Source organism: Bradyrhizobium liaoningense, assembly GCF_018130955.1.
GTDB lineage: Bacteria > Pseudomonadota > Alphaproteobacteria > Rhizobiales > Xanthobacteraceae > Bradyrhizobium > Bradyrhizobium liaoningense_C.
Window position 1 is genome coordinate 62,853 of sequence record NZ_JAFCJM010000026.1, and the last position, 15,898, is coordinate 78,750.

General features: G+C 59.1%; 14 protein-coding genes and 2 pseudogenes. 13 read left to right on the plus strand and 3 right to left on the minus strand.

The window, feature by feature from the left end:
- Positions 1-20 precede the first annotated feature (20 nt).
- The 3 genes from JQ632_RS21660 to JQ632_RS21670 all read left to right on the plus strand — a co-directional run bounded on the left by JQ632_RS21660 (position 21) and on the right by JQ632_RS21670 (position 3,305).
- Entirely contained in the window at positions 21-1,652 is a 1,632-nt protein-coding gene (locus JQ632_RS21660; RefSeq protein ID WP_212404600.1) for a GMC family oxidoreductase, read from the plus strand.
- A 328-nt stretch (positions 1,653-1,980) separates the two neighbouring features.
- The gene (locus JQ632_RS21665; RefSeq protein WP_212404601.1) at positions 1,981-2,592 is read left to right on the plus strand and encodes a peroxiredoxin-like family protein; all 612 of its coding nucleotides are present in this window, start codon (positions 1,981-1,983) and stop codon (positions 2,590-2,592) included.
- Between the two features lie 314 nt (positions 2,593-2,906).
- Entirely contained in the window at positions 2,907-3,305 is a 399-nt protein-coding gene (locus JQ632_RS21670) for a hypothetical protein (RefSeq protein WP_212404602.1), read from the plus strand.
- Between the two features lie 1,203 nt (positions 3,306-4,508).
- Here JQ632_RS21670 and JQ632_RS21675 read toward each other — a convergent pair.
- Positions 4,509-5,249: a Crp/Fnr family transcriptional regulator gene (locus JQ632_RS21675; RefSeq protein WP_212404603.1), complete on the minus strand. Its 741-nt coding sequence runs from the start codon at positions 5,247-5,249 to the stop codon at positions 4,509-4,511.
- A 212-nt stretch (positions 5,250-5,461) separates the two neighbouring features.
- On the opposite strand from JQ632_RS21675, the gene JQ632_RS21680 reads away from it, so the two are divergent.
- The 3 genes and pseudogenes from JQ632_RS21680 to JQ632_RS21690 all read left to right on the plus strand — a co-directional run bounded on the left by JQ632_RS21680 (position 5,462) and on the right by JQ632_RS21690 (position 7,543).
- Positions 5,462-6,094: an NYN domain-containing protein gene (locus JQ632_RS21680; RefSeq protein ID WP_212404632.1), complete on the plus strand. Its 633-nt coding sequence runs from the start codon at positions 5,462-5,464 to the stop codon at positions 6,092-6,094.
- A gap of 205 nt (positions 6,095-6,299) precedes the next feature.
- A pseudogene (gene groEL / locus JQ632_RS21685) lies at positions 6,300-6,740 on the plus strand (chaperonin GroEL); the annotation flags it as partial.
- A gap of 372 nt (positions 6,741-7,112) precedes the next feature.
- A pseudogene (locus tag JQ632_RS21690) lies at positions 7,113-7,543 on the plus strand (DUF3788 domain-containing protein).
- Here JQ632_RS21690 and JQ632_RS21695 read toward each other — a convergent pair.
- Both JQ632_RS21695 and JQ632_RS21700 read right to left on the minus strand, forming a co-directional pair.
- A complete protein-coding gene (locus JQ632_RS21695; RefSeq protein WP_212404604.1) occupies positions 7,512-7,865 on the minus strand; it encodes a hypothetical protein in 354 nt (117 codons plus the stop codon). The pseudogene JQ632_RS21690 and the gene JQ632_RS21695 sit on opposite strands and share 32 nt — an antisense overlap.
- Positions 7,866-7,922: 57 nt before the next feature.
- Positions 7,923-8,399 carry a hypothetical protein gene (locus JQ632_RS21700; protein WP_212404605.1) on the minus strand — a complete coding sequence of 159 codons (477 nt, stop codon included), beginning with the start codon at positions 8,397-8,399 and terminating at the stop codon, positions 7,923-7,925.
- Between the two features lie 619 nt (positions 8,400-9,018).
- Here JQ632_RS21700 and JQ632_RS21705 point away from each other — a divergent pair.
- From JQ632_RS21705 to JQ632_RS21735, 7 genes are all read left to right on the plus strand, one after another.
- A complete protein-coding gene (locus JQ632_RS21705; protein ID WP_212404606.1) occupies positions 9,019-9,195 on the plus strand; it encodes a hypothetical protein in 177 nt (58 codons plus the stop codon).
- 816 nt (positions 9,196-10,011) lie between these two features.
- The gene (locus tag JQ632_RS21710; RefSeq protein WP_212404607.1) at positions 10,012-10,842 is read left to right on the plus strand and encodes a haloacid dehalogenase type II; all 831 of its coding nucleotides are present in this window, start codon (positions 10,012-10,014) and stop codon (positions 10,840-10,842) included.
- Between the two features lie 684 nt (positions 10,843-11,526).
- Positions 11,527-12,432: a hypothetical protein gene (locus JQ632_RS21715; RefSeq protein ID WP_212404608.1), complete on the plus strand. Its 906-nt coding sequence runs from the start codon at positions 11,527-11,529 to the stop codon at positions 12,430-12,432.
- 281 nt (positions 12,433-12,713) lie between these two features.
- The gene (locus JQ632_RS21720) at positions 12,714-13,670 is read left to right on the plus strand and encodes an AraC family transcriptional regulator (protein ID WP_212404609.1); all 957 of its coding nucleotides are present in this window, start codon (positions 12,714-12,716) and stop codon (positions 13,668-13,670) included.
- A gap of 252 nt (positions 13,671-13,922) precedes the next feature.
- The gene (locus JQ632_RS21725) at positions 13,923-14,543 is read left to right on the plus strand and encodes a nitroreductase family protein (RefSeq protein ID WP_212404633.1); all 621 of its coding nucleotides are present in this window, start codon (positions 13,923-13,925) and stop codon (positions 14,541-14,543) included.
- 34 nt (positions 14,544-14,577) lie between these two features.
- The gene (locus tag JQ632_RS21730; protein WP_212404610.1) at positions 14,578-15,123 is read left to right on the plus strand and encodes a carboxymuconolactone decarboxylase family protein; all 546 of its coding nucleotides are present in this window, start codon (positions 14,578-14,580) and stop codon (positions 15,121-15,123) included.
- A 44-nt stretch (positions 15,124-15,167) separates the two neighbouring features.
- Positions 15,168-15,887 (plus strand): FMN-dependent NADH-azoreductase, encoded by a 720-nt coding sequence (locus tag JQ632_RS21735; RefSeq protein WP_212404611.1) that lies wholly within the window; start codon positions 15,168-15,170, stop codon positions 15,885-15,887.
- Positions 15,888-15,898 lie beyond the last annotated feature (11 nt).

The window sequence follows — 15,898 nt, forward strand, 5'->3', positions numbered from 1 at the left end:
AAATGACGCGAAAAAGAAAGATGCTGATGTCCAAAGAAGCGTACGACATTGTCATTGTTGGCGCGGGCGCGGCTGGCTGCGTCGTTGCGAGTTATCTCGCCGAACACACCGATGCTTCGATCGCGCTGATCGAAGCGGGCGACACGGATCGCGATCCCTTCATCCACATTCCTGCCGGCTTCGCCAAGATACTGGCCCGAGACCGGCATGTCTGGAAATATGAGACGGTTCCCCAGCACGGCACCAAGCGAGCATATCGTTCAGGCAAGGTGCTCGGCGGCGGCTCCTCGATCAACGCGATGGCCTACGTTCGTGGTCAGATGCGCGACTACGCGGCGTGGCAGGACGCGGTTGGCGATACCGGCAAATGGTCGTATGAAGACCTGCTTCCCGTCTTCATGGCGCAGGAAAACAACGACACCTTTCACGACAAATATCACGGCATCGATGGTGGTCTGGCGGTTCAGTTCCCCAAGGGCATCAACGAGCTGAACCAATATTGCCTCAAGGCCTTCCAGGAGTACGGGATTCCCTATAATCCCGACTACAACGGCAAGAGCCAAATCGGCGTTTCACCGGTGCAGTCTACGGTCGGAGATCAGCGGCGGTGCAGCGCGGTCGACGCCTATCTGCGTCCGCACCTCACCTCGGGCCGCGTGACCCTTCTCACTGGCAAGACCGTCACTCGCATCCTCGTCGAGAACAAGCGGGCCATTGGCGTTGAGCTCATGGGAAAGGGCCTGGAGAGGATCGCGGCCGACGAGGTTGTGCTGTCGGCCGGCAGCGTCCATAGCCCGAAGATCCTCATGCACTCGGGCGTTGGGCCCGCCGAGCAGCTCCGCGGACACGGCATCGCGGTCGTCGTCGACTCTCCCGAGGTGGGCGAAAATCTCCAGGACCACCCGATGGTACCGGTCCGTGCCTATGTGAAGGGCGATCTTGGCTATCAGGCTGCCGCGCACGGCCTTGGTAGCGTCAAGGCGGGCCTGCGCTATTTTGTGACGAAGGATGGCCCGGCGGCGGGCAACGGCATTGAGACGGTTTCCCACTGGAATCCGTCCGACTTTACCGCCGAACCCACGATCCAATGCTATCACGCTCCTATTATCGCGAACCAGGAACTCAGCCCGACGGGTGACCGCTCCGGCATCACCTTCGAGCTCGTAGTGCTTCAGCCCAAGAGCCGTGGCTGGGTGCGGTTGGCCGACAGCGACCCGACGTCGATGCCCCTCATCAATCCGAACTTCATCGGCGAGGAGGAAGATTTGAGGGCCGTGGTGGAATCGGTGCACGCGATCCGCAGGGTTATGGCGCAGGAGTCGTTGGCGCCGGTTATCGAGGAAGAGATGGAGCCGGGGCCACGCATCCAGTCGGACACCGAGATCGGCGAATGGGCGAAGCGCGCTGTGACGACGATGTGGCACCCGGTCGGCACGTGCCGGATGGGCCAAGATGCGCGAGCGGTGGTTGATGCGAGGCTCAGGGTCCGCGGGGTTGACGGCCTCAGGGTGATCGACGCCTCAATCATGCCGAACATCACCAGCGGTAATACCAACGCCCCGACCCAAGCGCTCGCGCGCCACGCCACGGCGATGCTGGTTGAGGATCTGAAGCAGACCGAGAGAGCTCTGGCGCAAGCCGACGTGGCCTGAGGTAGATAGTCATCGAAGGCCGAACCGACCATGTCGCGTCTACGTCAAAGGGCCGGCATCATTGTCCTCGATATGCTTCATCCTTGCGGCGGCTTCTGCCGGTCTCGAAAGGTCGAACTAACATACGGCTGGCCATCGCGCGCTGGATGGGAATGGCGGGTGGTCCATTGCGCGGGGACTCTAGTCTCGTCGGCTGGCCTGGGTAATCTGCGATTGGCTCATGACGGGCTGAATAGATCAAATTTGCCAAAGACCGCCACCGGGAGGAGCTCTTATCGTTCAGCTCGGGCACTGGAACGCAAGCTGTTCGGACTACTGGACGCCGGAAATGACCACTGACATCGCAATAGCTCTGAGGCAGGCTGCCGAATACCTGAAAACCTCCGGCCAAGCTGAGAAGGCGTTAGCCGCCGGACGGCACGCGCCGGGCTTCTGTCTGCCCAGCCAAGATGGCGTAAGGACCTCCTTGGCGTCGATACTGCGCCGCGGTCCGCTCCTTTTGATCTTCTATAGCGGCAGTTGGTGTCCCGGTTGCAATCTCAGCTTAAGGGCGCTCGAAGGAGTCCGCCCATCAATCGAGGCGCGTGGAGCTTCGCTAGTCGTCATCTCGCCGCAGACAATCGAGGAGAATGCAAGAACCCGAAGGACCACGGACGTAACGCTACCAATCTTGAGCGACAAATGCGGGAAGATCGCGCTGCAGTTCGGCGTTCGTTGGCGCATTCCCGAGCTCCTCCAGACATTGCATCTGAAGAGCGGAATCGATCTGCCACACCTTCACGGGGAAGATAGCTGGACGCTTCCAATCCCGGCACGGTTCGTTGTCGATCAAGACGGGGTCATCGCCTACTCGGAAGTCGATCCGGATCAAACTCACCGGTCAAACCCATCTGATATCCTTCCAGTCCTGGATCTCCTCCGGAACGCGCGGGGTGCGTAGGCATCGCGGCCCAGCTCCGCGACGAGCTCGACGTTGCGACGATAACGCCACTTCCGTGGCGTTATGAACGCCGGCAGTGTTGCGCCGGCCGCCTGAACCAGCCGTTCGCCGGGCGAGTGGAATGGAAACAATAACGACCTGGCATTTCTAATGGTTGGCGTATCGGCATAGCCTTTGTGCGCGTCTAACCGGGCTGACCGCGAGGGTCGTGCGGAGTACTTGCCAGCATTGGGCGGCGTGATCGTCGTCTTGGGTGGCTGTACTCGCCGCGTCGCAAGGACCCGCTCGAGCAACCAAGCACGTAGGAGTCACCGATGTCGTTCCGCTTCATCACCAAGTCTATCCACGCCTACCTGATCGATTATCCTGTCGCGATCGTCTTGATCGCAGCGCCGTTCGAGATGAAGCTCGGCCAGAGCGAACCGATCGCAATGTGGCTTTCGGTTGTTGTCGGTGTCGCGGCGCTACTCTTGGCCGCCCTGACCGACCATCCCACCGGGCTCGTCCGCATCATTCCGTACTGGCTGCACCTTCGGGTCGATCGCGCTGTTGGGGTGGTGTTTGTCATCGCACCGTTTGCCTTCAAATTCGCTGGACTTGACGCCTGGTATTACTGGGTCCTCGCTGCCGCTGTCCTGCTCACGACGTCAGTCTTCAACACGCCTGAGGAGCCAGTCGCGTGTTTGGGTTTGGATAGGCGCGCAGCGGGTTGAAGGCGGAGCCGGCGTCGAGATGAGCTACTTCAGGTTGACTTGATATGGCGAGGAGTGATCCGTTCACGGAGTTCTCGATCCCGACGATGAACTGAACCACTTTGTGCTCCCGCTTGGTGCCAGCGGACTGGCTGATGGCCGGTGAATGACACCAACGCCGCAGGCGTTTCCTCCCTTGACTGCCCGGGGCTCAAAGCGAGCTCCGGGCCTTCTTCGTGCGAAGGTCCGATTGGAACGCGGAAGCGAATCATCGCTAGGAAGCGCTATACGGCCAGCGATATGCGTGCGTAATCAATAACCCCCAATCGACTAGGCGTGACTTGAAAACGGCAAAGGCCTTCGGCGAGGTCCTCCCAACGATGCGCAGGGGTCGCGGCCCCAATAAGGCACCGACAAAAAGCTGGCTTTGCTGCGCCTCAGCCCGGTTGTGTTAGATTATTTCGAGGCCGGCGGCCGCAAAGGGCGCCCCCTCTCCAACATCAACGGGAATTGTTCATCTCGGTGCGGGTATGGTTGGTCGGCCGTAGCGTCAGTCTCGTTCCGCGAGAGCCAGGGTCATGAGTGGCACTGAATGATACATCGAGAACGAGGCCAAACCTCTGCCCGATGCCTACACCGCCGCCCTGATTAAAGCCCATTAGCTCGACCTCAAGTTTTGGCTTAGGAGCAAACTCTCGCCCCCCGTCGCAGCGATGAGTCCGGCCTGGGTGATCCGAAACCTTCCCCGCCCACTCAGAACTATCCATCTGTGGTCGCCGGCAAACCCAATTCCGCACTCATATTCGTGATCGTTCAGACCGGCCTCTGTGAGCCACGACTGCGCCATGGCATCGGCGATATCCACGTCGGGTTCGCACCCATGATCGATGAGAACTCGCATCACACGCAAAGCTTCTTGTTCTTCCATTTCCGGTGCTCCTACTCCTTGTACGGGCAGGTACGCCGGGTCGTACGCGTCCCTCGCCATCTCGGAAAGCGTGGTGCTGCAAAAAGCAGGCACGACTGCGCCTCTCGTCTCCCAGCCCTGATGAACAATGGAGAAACTGAAGGATGCCTGGAGTCGTCGCGTTTCCGCATGCGGAACGAATGACAAGGCCTTGAGGCCAATTGCGACGGGTTTGCTCGAAGAGACAGATCGAGGAGCTGGGAGCCAACTGCAACAACCGCGGCAACCAGCTATTTTTAGCTTGGCATCGCAGATGACTATCGGGTCTCATGTACCAACGAATCGCTGTTCGGAGCGTAAATATTTAGGAGTTGGCGTTCGTACTCGCGTTCGATCAAGCTCCAGCAGTCGCAGGAGACCTGCGCCAGCCGAAAAGCGTCGCGGACGACAAGGCGGCCACGCATCATTTCGATGAGCCCATCCCTCCTGAGTTGAAGAAGGCACTCCGTAACGCCCGCACGACGTACTCCGAGAAGCTGAGCAAGCACTTGGTGCGTGAGAGGGATCTCGTCAGATTCCAGAGCATTGCGCGCGAGCAGAAGCCATCGCCCAAGGCGCTGCTGTAATTGATGGGACGTATTGCATGCTCCTGATTGGGCGGTCTGAATAAGCACGGAAGCGATATAGGCGTGCACCACGCTGCGGAAAGTCGGTAGGCTTGCAATCGCATGTTGAAAGCGATCCACCGTGAGTCGATTAGCCGCGCCCGCCACCTGCACAATTCGACGGTGCATTGGCTGCGTTTTTGTCGTCAACGCGAGATGTATTCCGGCAAGCCCTTCCGAGCCGATCAGCCACACCTCAACAAACTTTTGCGGCCCCACCTTGGCACCAACCGACACAAGACCACTCTCTATAAAATAGACGTGCTGCATGCGAACGCCGTAGCGATGAAGAACTTGCCGTTTCGTCAGCGGCACCTCTTCGGAGAGCAACAGAACCTGCTTGAGTTCATCAGGTGGAAGCAGACGTAGCAATCTGTTGCGGACCTCAGACATCAGATTGAAAGTCTTAGTACCTTCTGAACGACCGAGGTATCCAAGTGTACGTTTTCGTACCAAAAAAGGATGAGACGGGTTTTCGCATTTAAGTCAATGCCTGACGACAACTCTGTCCTGATGATGTTAGATCAACTGGCTCGGTGTTTCGATCCCAGTTCAACCGCGGGCCTCCCTTCAGCCTAGCATGAATGAACGAAGGTCACATCTTGATGCCCTCCAGCTCCAGCAAGATCGCGTTGTTCATTGACGGTTCCAATCTTCACTCAACCGCGAAAGCACTCGGCTTCGATATCGATTACAAGTGCTTGCTTAGGGAATTCGAAAGCCGGGGGACGCTTGTGTGCGCGTGCTATTACACGACTATCATTGAGACTCAGGAATACTCCTCGATGCGCCCGCTGCTTGACTGGCTGGACTGCAACGGGTTTACCGTTGTGACGAAGGCCACGAAGGAGTTCGTAGACGCGAGCGGCCGTCGCAAGGTCAAAGGCAACATCGTCCTTGAACTTGCAGTCGATGCGATGGAGCTCGCAGATCGCATCGACGAAATGGTGTTGTTTTCGGGACACGGTGACTTTCGTGCGCTGGTGGAGGCGGTGCAGCGCCACGGGGTCCGTGTTACCGTCGTGTCCAGCCTTGCCACTCAGCCGTCAATGATCGCCGACGAGTTGCGACGGCAGGCCGACGTCTTTTGCGATATCAGGGAACTCCAGCCAAGGATTGGTCGCTATCCTTCTGCGCGACCGGTATCTCATATTGCGCGGGATCAAGCGCCGCGGTTCATGCAGCGCGCGATCGCGCGATCGGGTGATGATGATGATGAGCGAAACATGCGGAATTGAAGAGAAGTACAAGAAAGGGATCGGATTCTGGCATCCATGACTAGGGAAACAGAACAAGGCCGACGGGTCACTTACGCGCTATCCCTGCACATGATGGCATCGACGGGGACTGGCGTCGCGCGTGAAACCTTAGGCGCCACGATGTTTGCTCGGATGACGCAAATGCTCCGCCACGCGGCCGAACTAGCCTCTCGACGAGCCGCGGCTGATTGCGGTCGAAGAAGCGAAGTCGCTCCAGACCGAACTCGACGTGGTCCAGGGCATGCAGTTCGACCGCGGCTACATCTCGCCCTACTTCGTCACCAATGCCGACGAGATGCGCGTTGAGATGGACGATGCCTACATCCTACGAGAAGCTCTCCTCGCTGAACGAGCTGCTCCCACTGCTCGAGGCCGTTGTGCAGATCGGCAAGCCGCTGATCATCATGGCCAAGGACGTCGAAGGCGAAGCGCTCGTCACCCTTGTCGTGAACCGCCTCAGCGGCGGCCTCAAGGTCGCGGCCGTCAAGGCCGCCGGGCTTCGGCGATCGCCGCAAGGCCATGCTGGAGGGCATCGCGATCCTGGCCGGCGGTCAGGCGATCTCGGAAGATCTCGGCATCAAGCCTCGAGAACGTCACGCTCAACATGCGCGATCGCGCCCCGAAGCGGCGAATCCGCCACATAGACGATATCGCAAATACTGATCTCTTCTCGACTTTTGGATGCGCAGCCAGACGACACGGGTCGCGCCGAACAGACCCGGATCAAAGTCAAGTCGGCTACGCCTCCTCCAAGCACGTGCCGAAAGTCCAAATTACGTATCCACGAATCCGCGGCCTGGATTTCTACTTTGACGGACGATTTGCCTGCGCCTCAAACGCCGGGCTGAGGACGGAAGAAATATCGCGCGTAACACCGATTAGGAACGCAAGAATTTGCGCCGCATCCTTGCGCGAGATCAAGGTGCAGCCCGCCAAAGTCTTACCGAACCTTGCGAGATGTGATGTAAAGGAAAGCGGCACGGACCAGTCTCCCCAGATCGGCGACAGGATCACGGAAAAATCAGCGCCGCCCGATGACAACACTATCCGCGACTGGGTCGGGCCGAAGGCGTTCGTGCATTGGGCCGAGCTGCGGAACTGGATCGGAGCATACTACCCCGGTGTTTTCGCGCCGGATTGGCTCTATGGCGGCAAGAAGCGCGGTTGGTCTCTGCGGAAGTCCAAGGCATTCTGCACCTTCCTACCTGAATACAGGCGGTTTTCCATCCTGGTGGTCTTAGGGAGAGCAGAGCGAGAGAAATTTGAGGAGCGGCGTTATAGCTGGCGCTCAGATTGGTCAAGCTCTACGATCAAGCCAAAACATACCCTGACGGGAAATGGCTGTCAGCTGCTATCTCTTCCGCAGCTGATCGACATGATGTGACGGAGCTCTTGATTATGAAGCGCCCTCCACCGTCACGCGTTTGAATGTCAACGACAAATTACCAGATCGGTTCAATACCCGAGATTCTTCATGGAGGCCGATGCGCTTCATTCGGTGCAGACGACCTTCGCTTGCACCGCAGGCGATGCCGCGAAGTTTGGGAAAGACCAGCCCTGCGATTGGCCGTGCGGTTTCACACAGCTCGGCCGCGTCATCGTCTGCAGAACGCCGGCGATAGGCCGACGGAAAGGAGGGATGGCGACCGGCGACTTCGAGGAAACCGACGGCGAGCCCATTCAGGATTACTGGCAGGCCACCGACAAGGTCGAAGGTCGCCAAAGACCTCGTCGTCCGCAGGCCCATCATCAGGAGTTTCGTTCATCGCCAGTAGCTCCGGTAGCTCCGAGCAGCATGATCAGTTCGTCACGCTCGATGCGGGACCGTATCGGCCCCGTCTTTCCACCGCCGCGCCATCAACTCGTCAGCCAGACGTTGGACCTTGTCCGCGTGCTCTCTCAGGGTCGCCTCGGCAAGCCGGTAGCCTTCCGCCCGCGCGGCGCGTCTATGGACTTCAGGCAACGCGGATAGCAATTTACGCATCTTCCTGAAGTCGCTGATCTTGGCTCTTCGCGGTGATCGCGCGTCGAAAGCGTTCTCGGCCCTGCAGCCCGCTACGCAGACCGCTAGGTTGTTAACCTGATCGGAGAAGTCTTGCGAGCGTGAGCTGCCGTAGCCGGTCGTCAAGTCGATCTCCACGGATACAACATCCGCGCCGAGAGCACGCGCAACGACGGCATGGCCTGCCTCGTGGATCGTGAGCGCGCGATCCCTCGCATCGAAGTCAGCCACAAACAATTCGACGGCGTCTTCGTCTTCCTCGTCTTCCGTTGCTGCGCTCACTCGGGGGCGTCCAGCTTATCCATCTCAGCCTTCGCCAGCGCCGTGGCCTTCTCGATGGCATCTTGTCGCGTGAGGGTGCTCGGGTTCATCCGGCGTGAGACGAGGTTGTCCCAATAGAACCTGACCGATTTCCGGCCTCGACGATTTCGCAAGATCGGCCCCGATCTCTTCCCAGCATTGCATTCCAGATGGGCCTAGAGGGCTTGGTCTCCAAGCATCGCGAGCGGCCCTACGTCGGTGGTCGTTGTAAATATTGGATCAAGGTCAAGAACCGCCAGCATCCTGCGATGGAGCGGGAGCTGTGAGGTCGCGAACAACGCCAGTTTGCAAGCGTCCATCTTGTTGCACGCAGGCAACTCTTCTCTTGTTCCATGATTTACGTCGCGGTTTTCGGCTTCACACGATAACTCTGACCTGCGTAAATGATCTGCGCGCAAAATGGCTGGTAATATTTGATCGGCGGGCAAGCCGCGCGCATTTATCGGCGCCTACAGAAGGACCATCTACATGGTCCTTTTGTAACGCGCGCTGCGGTTCGTCCTAGGCATTGGTCTTGGAGGACTATTAGTTACGCGCTTATCGCGACGATTGCAGTCTCACATTTGTATTGAGGACGATCATGCTGGATGACGAGTTCAATGAGCAACGTGCAAAAATACTGCGTGAACTCGCAGAGCAAGCCGACCCATTTATCAAAAAGCGCCTTTTGAATTTAGCGCAGCGCTACGAACCGAGGCGGCAGCCACTGTCAACTGACGGGAAGTCTGCGAACCTCAGGGATAACGTCGATAGGTAGGCCGCCGAGCGTTGAGCTGCCTCCCCCATACAAACAGAAGGCCCCGACGGTTATTACATCAACAGCGCGGTCTCGCACGCCGGGTTGCTCTTCGCTATCGCCCTGCTCGGCGGCGTCCTAACAGCAGGGCGGTCCCCAGCTGTTCTCGGGGTTCCGCATGGCGATGGCTGGCGCCGCGGTCGCCTGGGTTCTCGCCACGCTCGCGGTGTTCATTATCGAGTCCGGGGTCCCACGTCGACTTCATCCCGCCCGGACACGAACATCATCAACAAGGCGTCATGCGGGCGCCCGAGAGAATGAAAACGATAACGATCCGGCATTTCCAACGGCGTGCAGACGGGAATAGCCTCCTACTCTCGAGTCTCAAGAACTCGATCGAGTAGCCCAGCGTGCAGGACCCAGGCCATGCCCTTTCGCTTCACCTCAAAATCTGTCCACACCTACCTAATCCTGTTGCCATCGTCTTGATGGTCGCGCCAATTCTGCTGAAGCTAGGCGAGAGCAGTCCTGTCGTGCTGTGGCTTTCGGTGGTGACCCGCGTCATGGCACTGCTGCTGCCGGCTCTCACGGCCCCCGGCGGGACTCGTCCGGGTCATCCGCTACTGGCTGCATCTCTGGGTGGACCGCGCATTGGGTGTGGTCTTCATCACTGAACTGGGCTTGACGCCTGGCACTACTGGGTTCTCGCCGCTGCGATCTTGCTGGCGACTCAGTTCTCAACGCGACCGAGGTGAGCGCCGACCAGCGAGCGAACCTCGACCGCGGACTGCCATGTGAGGATCGGTTCGATTTTAGCACGTGGAAAGGAGCAAACCTATGACCGACGATGTTCGATCCTCGGCACTGCGACGCAAGCTACTTGCAGGCCTCGGAGCTGCCGCAATTGGCGGTGTGATGGCGAGTGCTGTCGGGCGGGCTGCACCCGCACCCGCTCAAGAAAGCGAGCGCGGCGCCGAGGTGCCGACGATCCTCGCATTCGAAGTTAACGACTCCTTGCTCGACATCCGGCACCTGGCGCCACTGTTTGAACGGTTGTTTGGCGACGCGAAGTTGGTGAACGAGTGGTATACACAGCTCATTCTCCACTCGGAGGCAATAACCCTTGCAGGCGGGCCATACGTACCATTCTTTAATTTGTCGGAAGCCGTGCTGGAATGGATGGGCTCGAGCCACGGGGTCTCGATTCAGCAGGCCGATATCGTAGAATTGGGAAAGCGAGCCGCCACGATGCCCGCGCACTCCGATGTGCCGGTCGGGCTGAAGCAATTGAAGGACGCCGGTTTCCGACTTGTCACTCTTTCGAACTCGCCGCAGAGCGTCCAGATCGCACAGCTAGGGCACGCCGGTATAGACGGTTTCTTTGAAAGATCACTGAGCGTTGATCTGGTACGTCGCTTTAAGCCCGCGCCCCAGGTCTACCACATGGCCGCGGAGGAGTTGTTTGTATCGACGGCTGCGATTTGCATGGTGTCGACCCATGTGTGGGATAATCTTGGGGCGCAGAACGTTGGCTGTCCGGTAGCGCTTATCGCGAGACCCGGCAATGCTCCGTCGCCCGCATTGGCAGTACCTGGGTGGCCGGCGCCGGCGGTCGTCGGGCCAGACCTTCCGAGTGTGGCCGCGCAACTGATCAAGCTCTGGCGTTGATAGCGATCGGGCGCCGACCGCCGGCAAGCTCGCTTTGGGCGACAAGCGGAATCATGGCCGCAGCACCCCCTACTAACCTCATCTGCGCAGGCGGGTAGAACGTGAGGTGGCGCCAATCCGATCCGCTGTGTCTTCGTGGCATTTCGCACCTCGCAAATTTGAGCCAGTTAGATTGCCAGCTGCTGAAGGCGATAATGCACCATGAAGGAGGTGCGACCTTCCCATCAGTCGCAAGGCCCTCACAGGCAGGGCTAAACCTTGGTGTGCTCTTCTCAATGAAAGGTCAGGTGAGGATCACCCTCTGTGCAATGGCTTGGCCCATCTCTCGGAGGCTACGCTTGGGCATAACGGCCGATGTGTTAAGCGGCAAGAGAAATAGGAGAGGTTCATCGATGATAACAATGGGTGCAATCGCATTTTCGGATTTTTCTCGAAGGTCGGCTGAGTTTGTCTCCGACTTCGCCAGTGTCATTCACAACCTAATTATGGACGTGCGCGACAGCTACCGACCCGGGCTGCACTACATGCGTGGCCTCGGCCCGAAATGGCGCGCCAAGCATTGGTCCTGGCTAAAATTCGTTTCTGGATCTGTACCGACGACCCGGCAGCACCAGATGTCGCCGGTGTTCGCACGCCGTTGTGACGCGGCTCATTCCACCGATAGCTAGCCAAGGAAAGAAATTCATGCTCACTCGCCGAGCGGCCACCCGAGCATGGATTTTGCTCGGAGCCGCCGCCCGTTTCGTCGCATTCTTCGGCCTGATGGCTATGCTGGGCGGTTCGACGTATGCCGGCGCCGCCCTCGAAGAACGCAAATTGCCGATGAAGTTCACTTGGGTCGCTTGCCATCCGAATTGTCGGGGCTGGGTCAGCGCGGTCGGCATGGTCACCGCAGAGACGCCAAAGGACTTCAATGAATTCGCGCACAGTCATCAGCTCAAAGGCGAAACTGTCGTGCTGGATTCCAGCGGCGGCTCGGTTAACGACTCGATCGCGCTCGGACACTGGTTCCGGGAGCTCGGGATGTTGACGACCGTCGGGGTGAGCGTGCTTACCCACACCGCACGCGGCGAGCGCGCCAACGTGTCGCCCGAAGCCTACTGCGAGTCTATGTGTGTTTTTCTGCTATTGTCGGGCAAGTTGCGCTACGTGCCAGAACAGGCGCACATCCGCGTACATCAGATCTGGATGGGCGATCGTGCTGATAATGCGCGGGCCGCGAGCTACAGCGCAGATGATCTCATGATCGTGGAGCGCGATATTGGACGTCTCGCCAAATACACCTTCGACATGGGCGGCACGGGTGACCTGTTGGCACTAGCGCTGAACGTGCCGCCATGGGTAGACCTTCATGAACTGTCTCGGGAGGAATTGCGACTGACCAACCTCGCCACTACCGACAAAATTGCTCAGTTGGGCAGCCCGGAGGCAGCGGTGGTCGAGCTGACGCCAAAACCGGTGCAGGATCGATTCGTAAGCAGCGCGGTTACGACCGAGACCAATCCAGAGTCAGCTAAATCAACCAAGTCGGTTCGAGCGTTGAGACAGGCGGGCGGCATGAGGACAGCGGGCCCGCCCAGACAAGAGTAGCCGGTAATCCTTTCTGACGAACTCCTAAGGCTTCCCACAAGGAGCACCGCAGTTTCCGAAATGGGTCAGAATGCGGACGGTCGCCAAAGGCTCAGCCACGTCCGCCCGTGTATCCCCCACAGCGACATTCCATAATCGCAATAACGCGAATGCCCTCTCAGGCTGGCTTCGATTCTCTACTGATAAGCTTTGTCGTCGATTTCCCTGAGGCGCCCGGCCTCGTAGCGCCGCGCTTCTTCCTTCCGATATACTACGCGATCCGGCCAAGGTAGCGAGATCTTATGTCCCAAATCGATTGGCTTAGCCATCTCCTGCAACTGATCACCATCACCGGCCAGCTCGAGGTCCGCTGCGCCTACGGTGCGCCGTGGCGTGTTACCTGGGGCCGGGCTGCGGCAAACGAGATCCCTTATCACGTCATAGTCAAGGGCCGGGCCATTTTAGAGAATCCGGAGACGAGAACGGCGCGGGAGCTGGTGAGCGGGGATATCGTGCTACTTCCTCATGGTGCGGCGCATGTGCTGCACGACGGTAGTGGGCAGACACCAATCCGTACACACGAAAGCGTAGGCTCTGCCGGATGGATGTTGAGCGAGAACGATGGGCAGGGTGAGCAACTGGATCTGATGTGTGGGCGATTTTTCATTGCGTCACCCCATGATCGGCTGATCCGCAACTACATGCCCGCGGAACTGGTCGCGCGGGCTATGAACAGCAATGGAGAAGACGGAACCGGCTCCGCTTCCGACCAACTGGCCAGCTTGGTGAGGCTGATGCGAATGGAGTCCGCCGGTGACAGAGCGGGAGGACGTGCTATTCTCGACGCACTTTCTTCAGCCCTGTTCACCCTGGTATTGCGCTCGGCGAGCGAAGCCGAGAAAGCGCCCGAAGGCCTCTTGGCCCTCGCCGGTCATCCGCGACTGGCTCCAGCCATTGCGGCGATGTTTGCTGATCCAGCGCGGTCTTGGAAACTGCCTGATTTGGCGGAGATGTGCGGCATGTCGCGCGCTACGTTCATGAGGCACTTTCAAGACAGGCTAGGTTGCTCCGCCCTCGACCTGTTGACCGATCTCCGCATGGGCCTGGCCGCCAACGAGTTGAAAAAACCTGCCATCAGCACCGAGGCTGTGGCCGAGACAGTTGGGTATCAATCCGTTTCGGCATTCCGGCGTGTATTTGCCGAGAGAATGGGGATGACACCGGGGGAATGGCGCCGAGTGGCGCACAAGGGTGAGTAGACCTACGGCCTGGGTCGGACGCGCGCCAGTTTGATCCTTTCGCGCATCGTATTGAGCTGATCCAGCCTCGAAGTTTTCATGACCAACCGTAAATTGGGCTCCGTAATCACTTGAAGAAGGAGCCACCTAATGAACTGCATCGCCACAGTCGCCGCCGATCCCGCAACCAGCGCAATCGCTGAGATCTTCCCGCAGGCCAAGACGGGCGGAAATACTCCCGCATCCCAACCTTCCCATTCGCTCACCCAGCCGATGCCGACGAACGTCGTCATTGAAACCATTCTGAGCCGCAGTGCCGCCAAGTACTACGACCCTATCGCCACTCTGCGCGACGATCAGATCCGCGAGTTGGTGCGGATCGGCACATCCGCGCCGACATCCTTCCACCTGCAGAACTGGCGGTTCATCGCCGTCCGTACGCCCGAGGCCAAGGCTCGGCTCCATCCGATTGCTTGGAAGCAGCCCGCGATCCTCGACGCTGCCGTTACCTTTATCATCATCGGGCAACTGGCCGATGCCAGCACTGTTCCCGATCGTCTGGCGTCTGTCGTGGAAGCCGGAATCATGCCGGCGCACCTAGTGCCGGATTGGGAAATCCCTGCGCGCGGACTGTATGACGATCAGCCCCAGCGGCAGCGCGATGAGGCGGTACGCTCCGCGACCTTCGGCGCCGCGGCGATCATCTATGCGGCTCGCTCTTTGGGCTGGGGTTCGACGCCGATGATCGGCTTCGACGCCGAAGCCGTGCACCGCGAGTTCGGTCTGGCCGAAGACGAAGTGCCGGTCATGCTGCTGACCGTCGGGCCGGAGCGAGCAGGCAACTGGCCGCAGAAGCCCCGCATGCCGGTGGCTGACGTGCTCGACTTTGCATAATTCCAAATCAACTCAAGAACTTATGGAGATTACCATGGCAAGAACTGTTGCTCTGAAGCAAGAACAGGTGCCGGTTGAATCGAAATCGACCCTTGATGCGTTCACCAAGAACATCGGGTTCACCCCAAATATGATGGCGGCCTTCGCGCAGAGCCCAATCGCATTCAACTCCTGGGCCACCCTGCTCGGCTCCCTGAGCAAAGCGCTCGACGTGAAGACACGCGACAGTATCGGACTCGCGGTCTCCGAGGTGAATGGTTGCAACTATTGCCTGACGGTTCACAGCTTCACAGCCGAACACATGGCGAAGCTATCGGCCGATGACATCATTCTTGCCCGAAAGGGCCATGCCAACGACCCGAAGCGGGACGCCGCCGTCCAGTTCGCACGCAAAGTAATTGAGACGCGCGGGCACGTCAGTGATGCCGATCTGAAAGCGGTCCGCGAGGTTGGCTACACCGACGCGAACATCATCGAGATCGTAGCATTGGTGGCCATGTACTCGCTGACGAACTTCTTCAACAACGTTTTCGATCACGAGAAGGACTTTCCGGCCGTCGCGCCGGCCGGCTCGATCTGAGCTTGGTCCCGTCGCAATCTCACGAAGCAATTGGAATCGATCGCATGAACATCCTCCATATTGATTGCAGTCCGCGTCAGGATTCGCATAGCCGCCAGCTTTCGGCGGCGATCGTCGAAAAGCTTCTCGAGGTTGCGCCCGGGGCGAGCATCACTCGGCGTGATTTAGGGACTGAACCCTTGCCTCACGCCGTGGCGGATTACGCAGTCGCGCTGTCTTCGCTGGCCACGTTGGCGGCTCCGCTGAAGGGTGCTCTGGACGTTTCCGAAGCGCTTATTCAGGAAGTCGAGGCGGCCGATGTGATTGTCATCGGAACGCCCATGCACAACTTCACCATTCCCTCGGTCCTCAAGGCCTGGATCGATCAAATTCTGCGCGTCGGTCGCACGATGAAGTCGACGCCGTCCGGAAAGGTGGGAATGCTCCGGGATCGTCCGGTTTTCATCGGCGTGGCTTCCGGTGCCGTCTTTTCTGGCGAGCGAGCCAATCAGCCCGATTTCCTCACGCCGTACCTGACGCTGGCGCTGAACTCCATTGGGCTGAAAACCCTGCAATTCCTCCCCGTACAGGCCACCGCGTTTCTCGGGGGCGACAAGGCCACATCAGCGAGGGACAACGCTCTTGCCGCCATCGACCTTACGGTCGTGGGAGAGCTTCGAGGCGTCCTCGATCGTCCTGCAGTGCTCTCGCGATGCCCTCCTGCTCTGGAGACGGTCGCACCAGCAGCATTCAGGAGCGCGCCTCTTGGCACGCGCACATCCTAACCCTCCGGCCT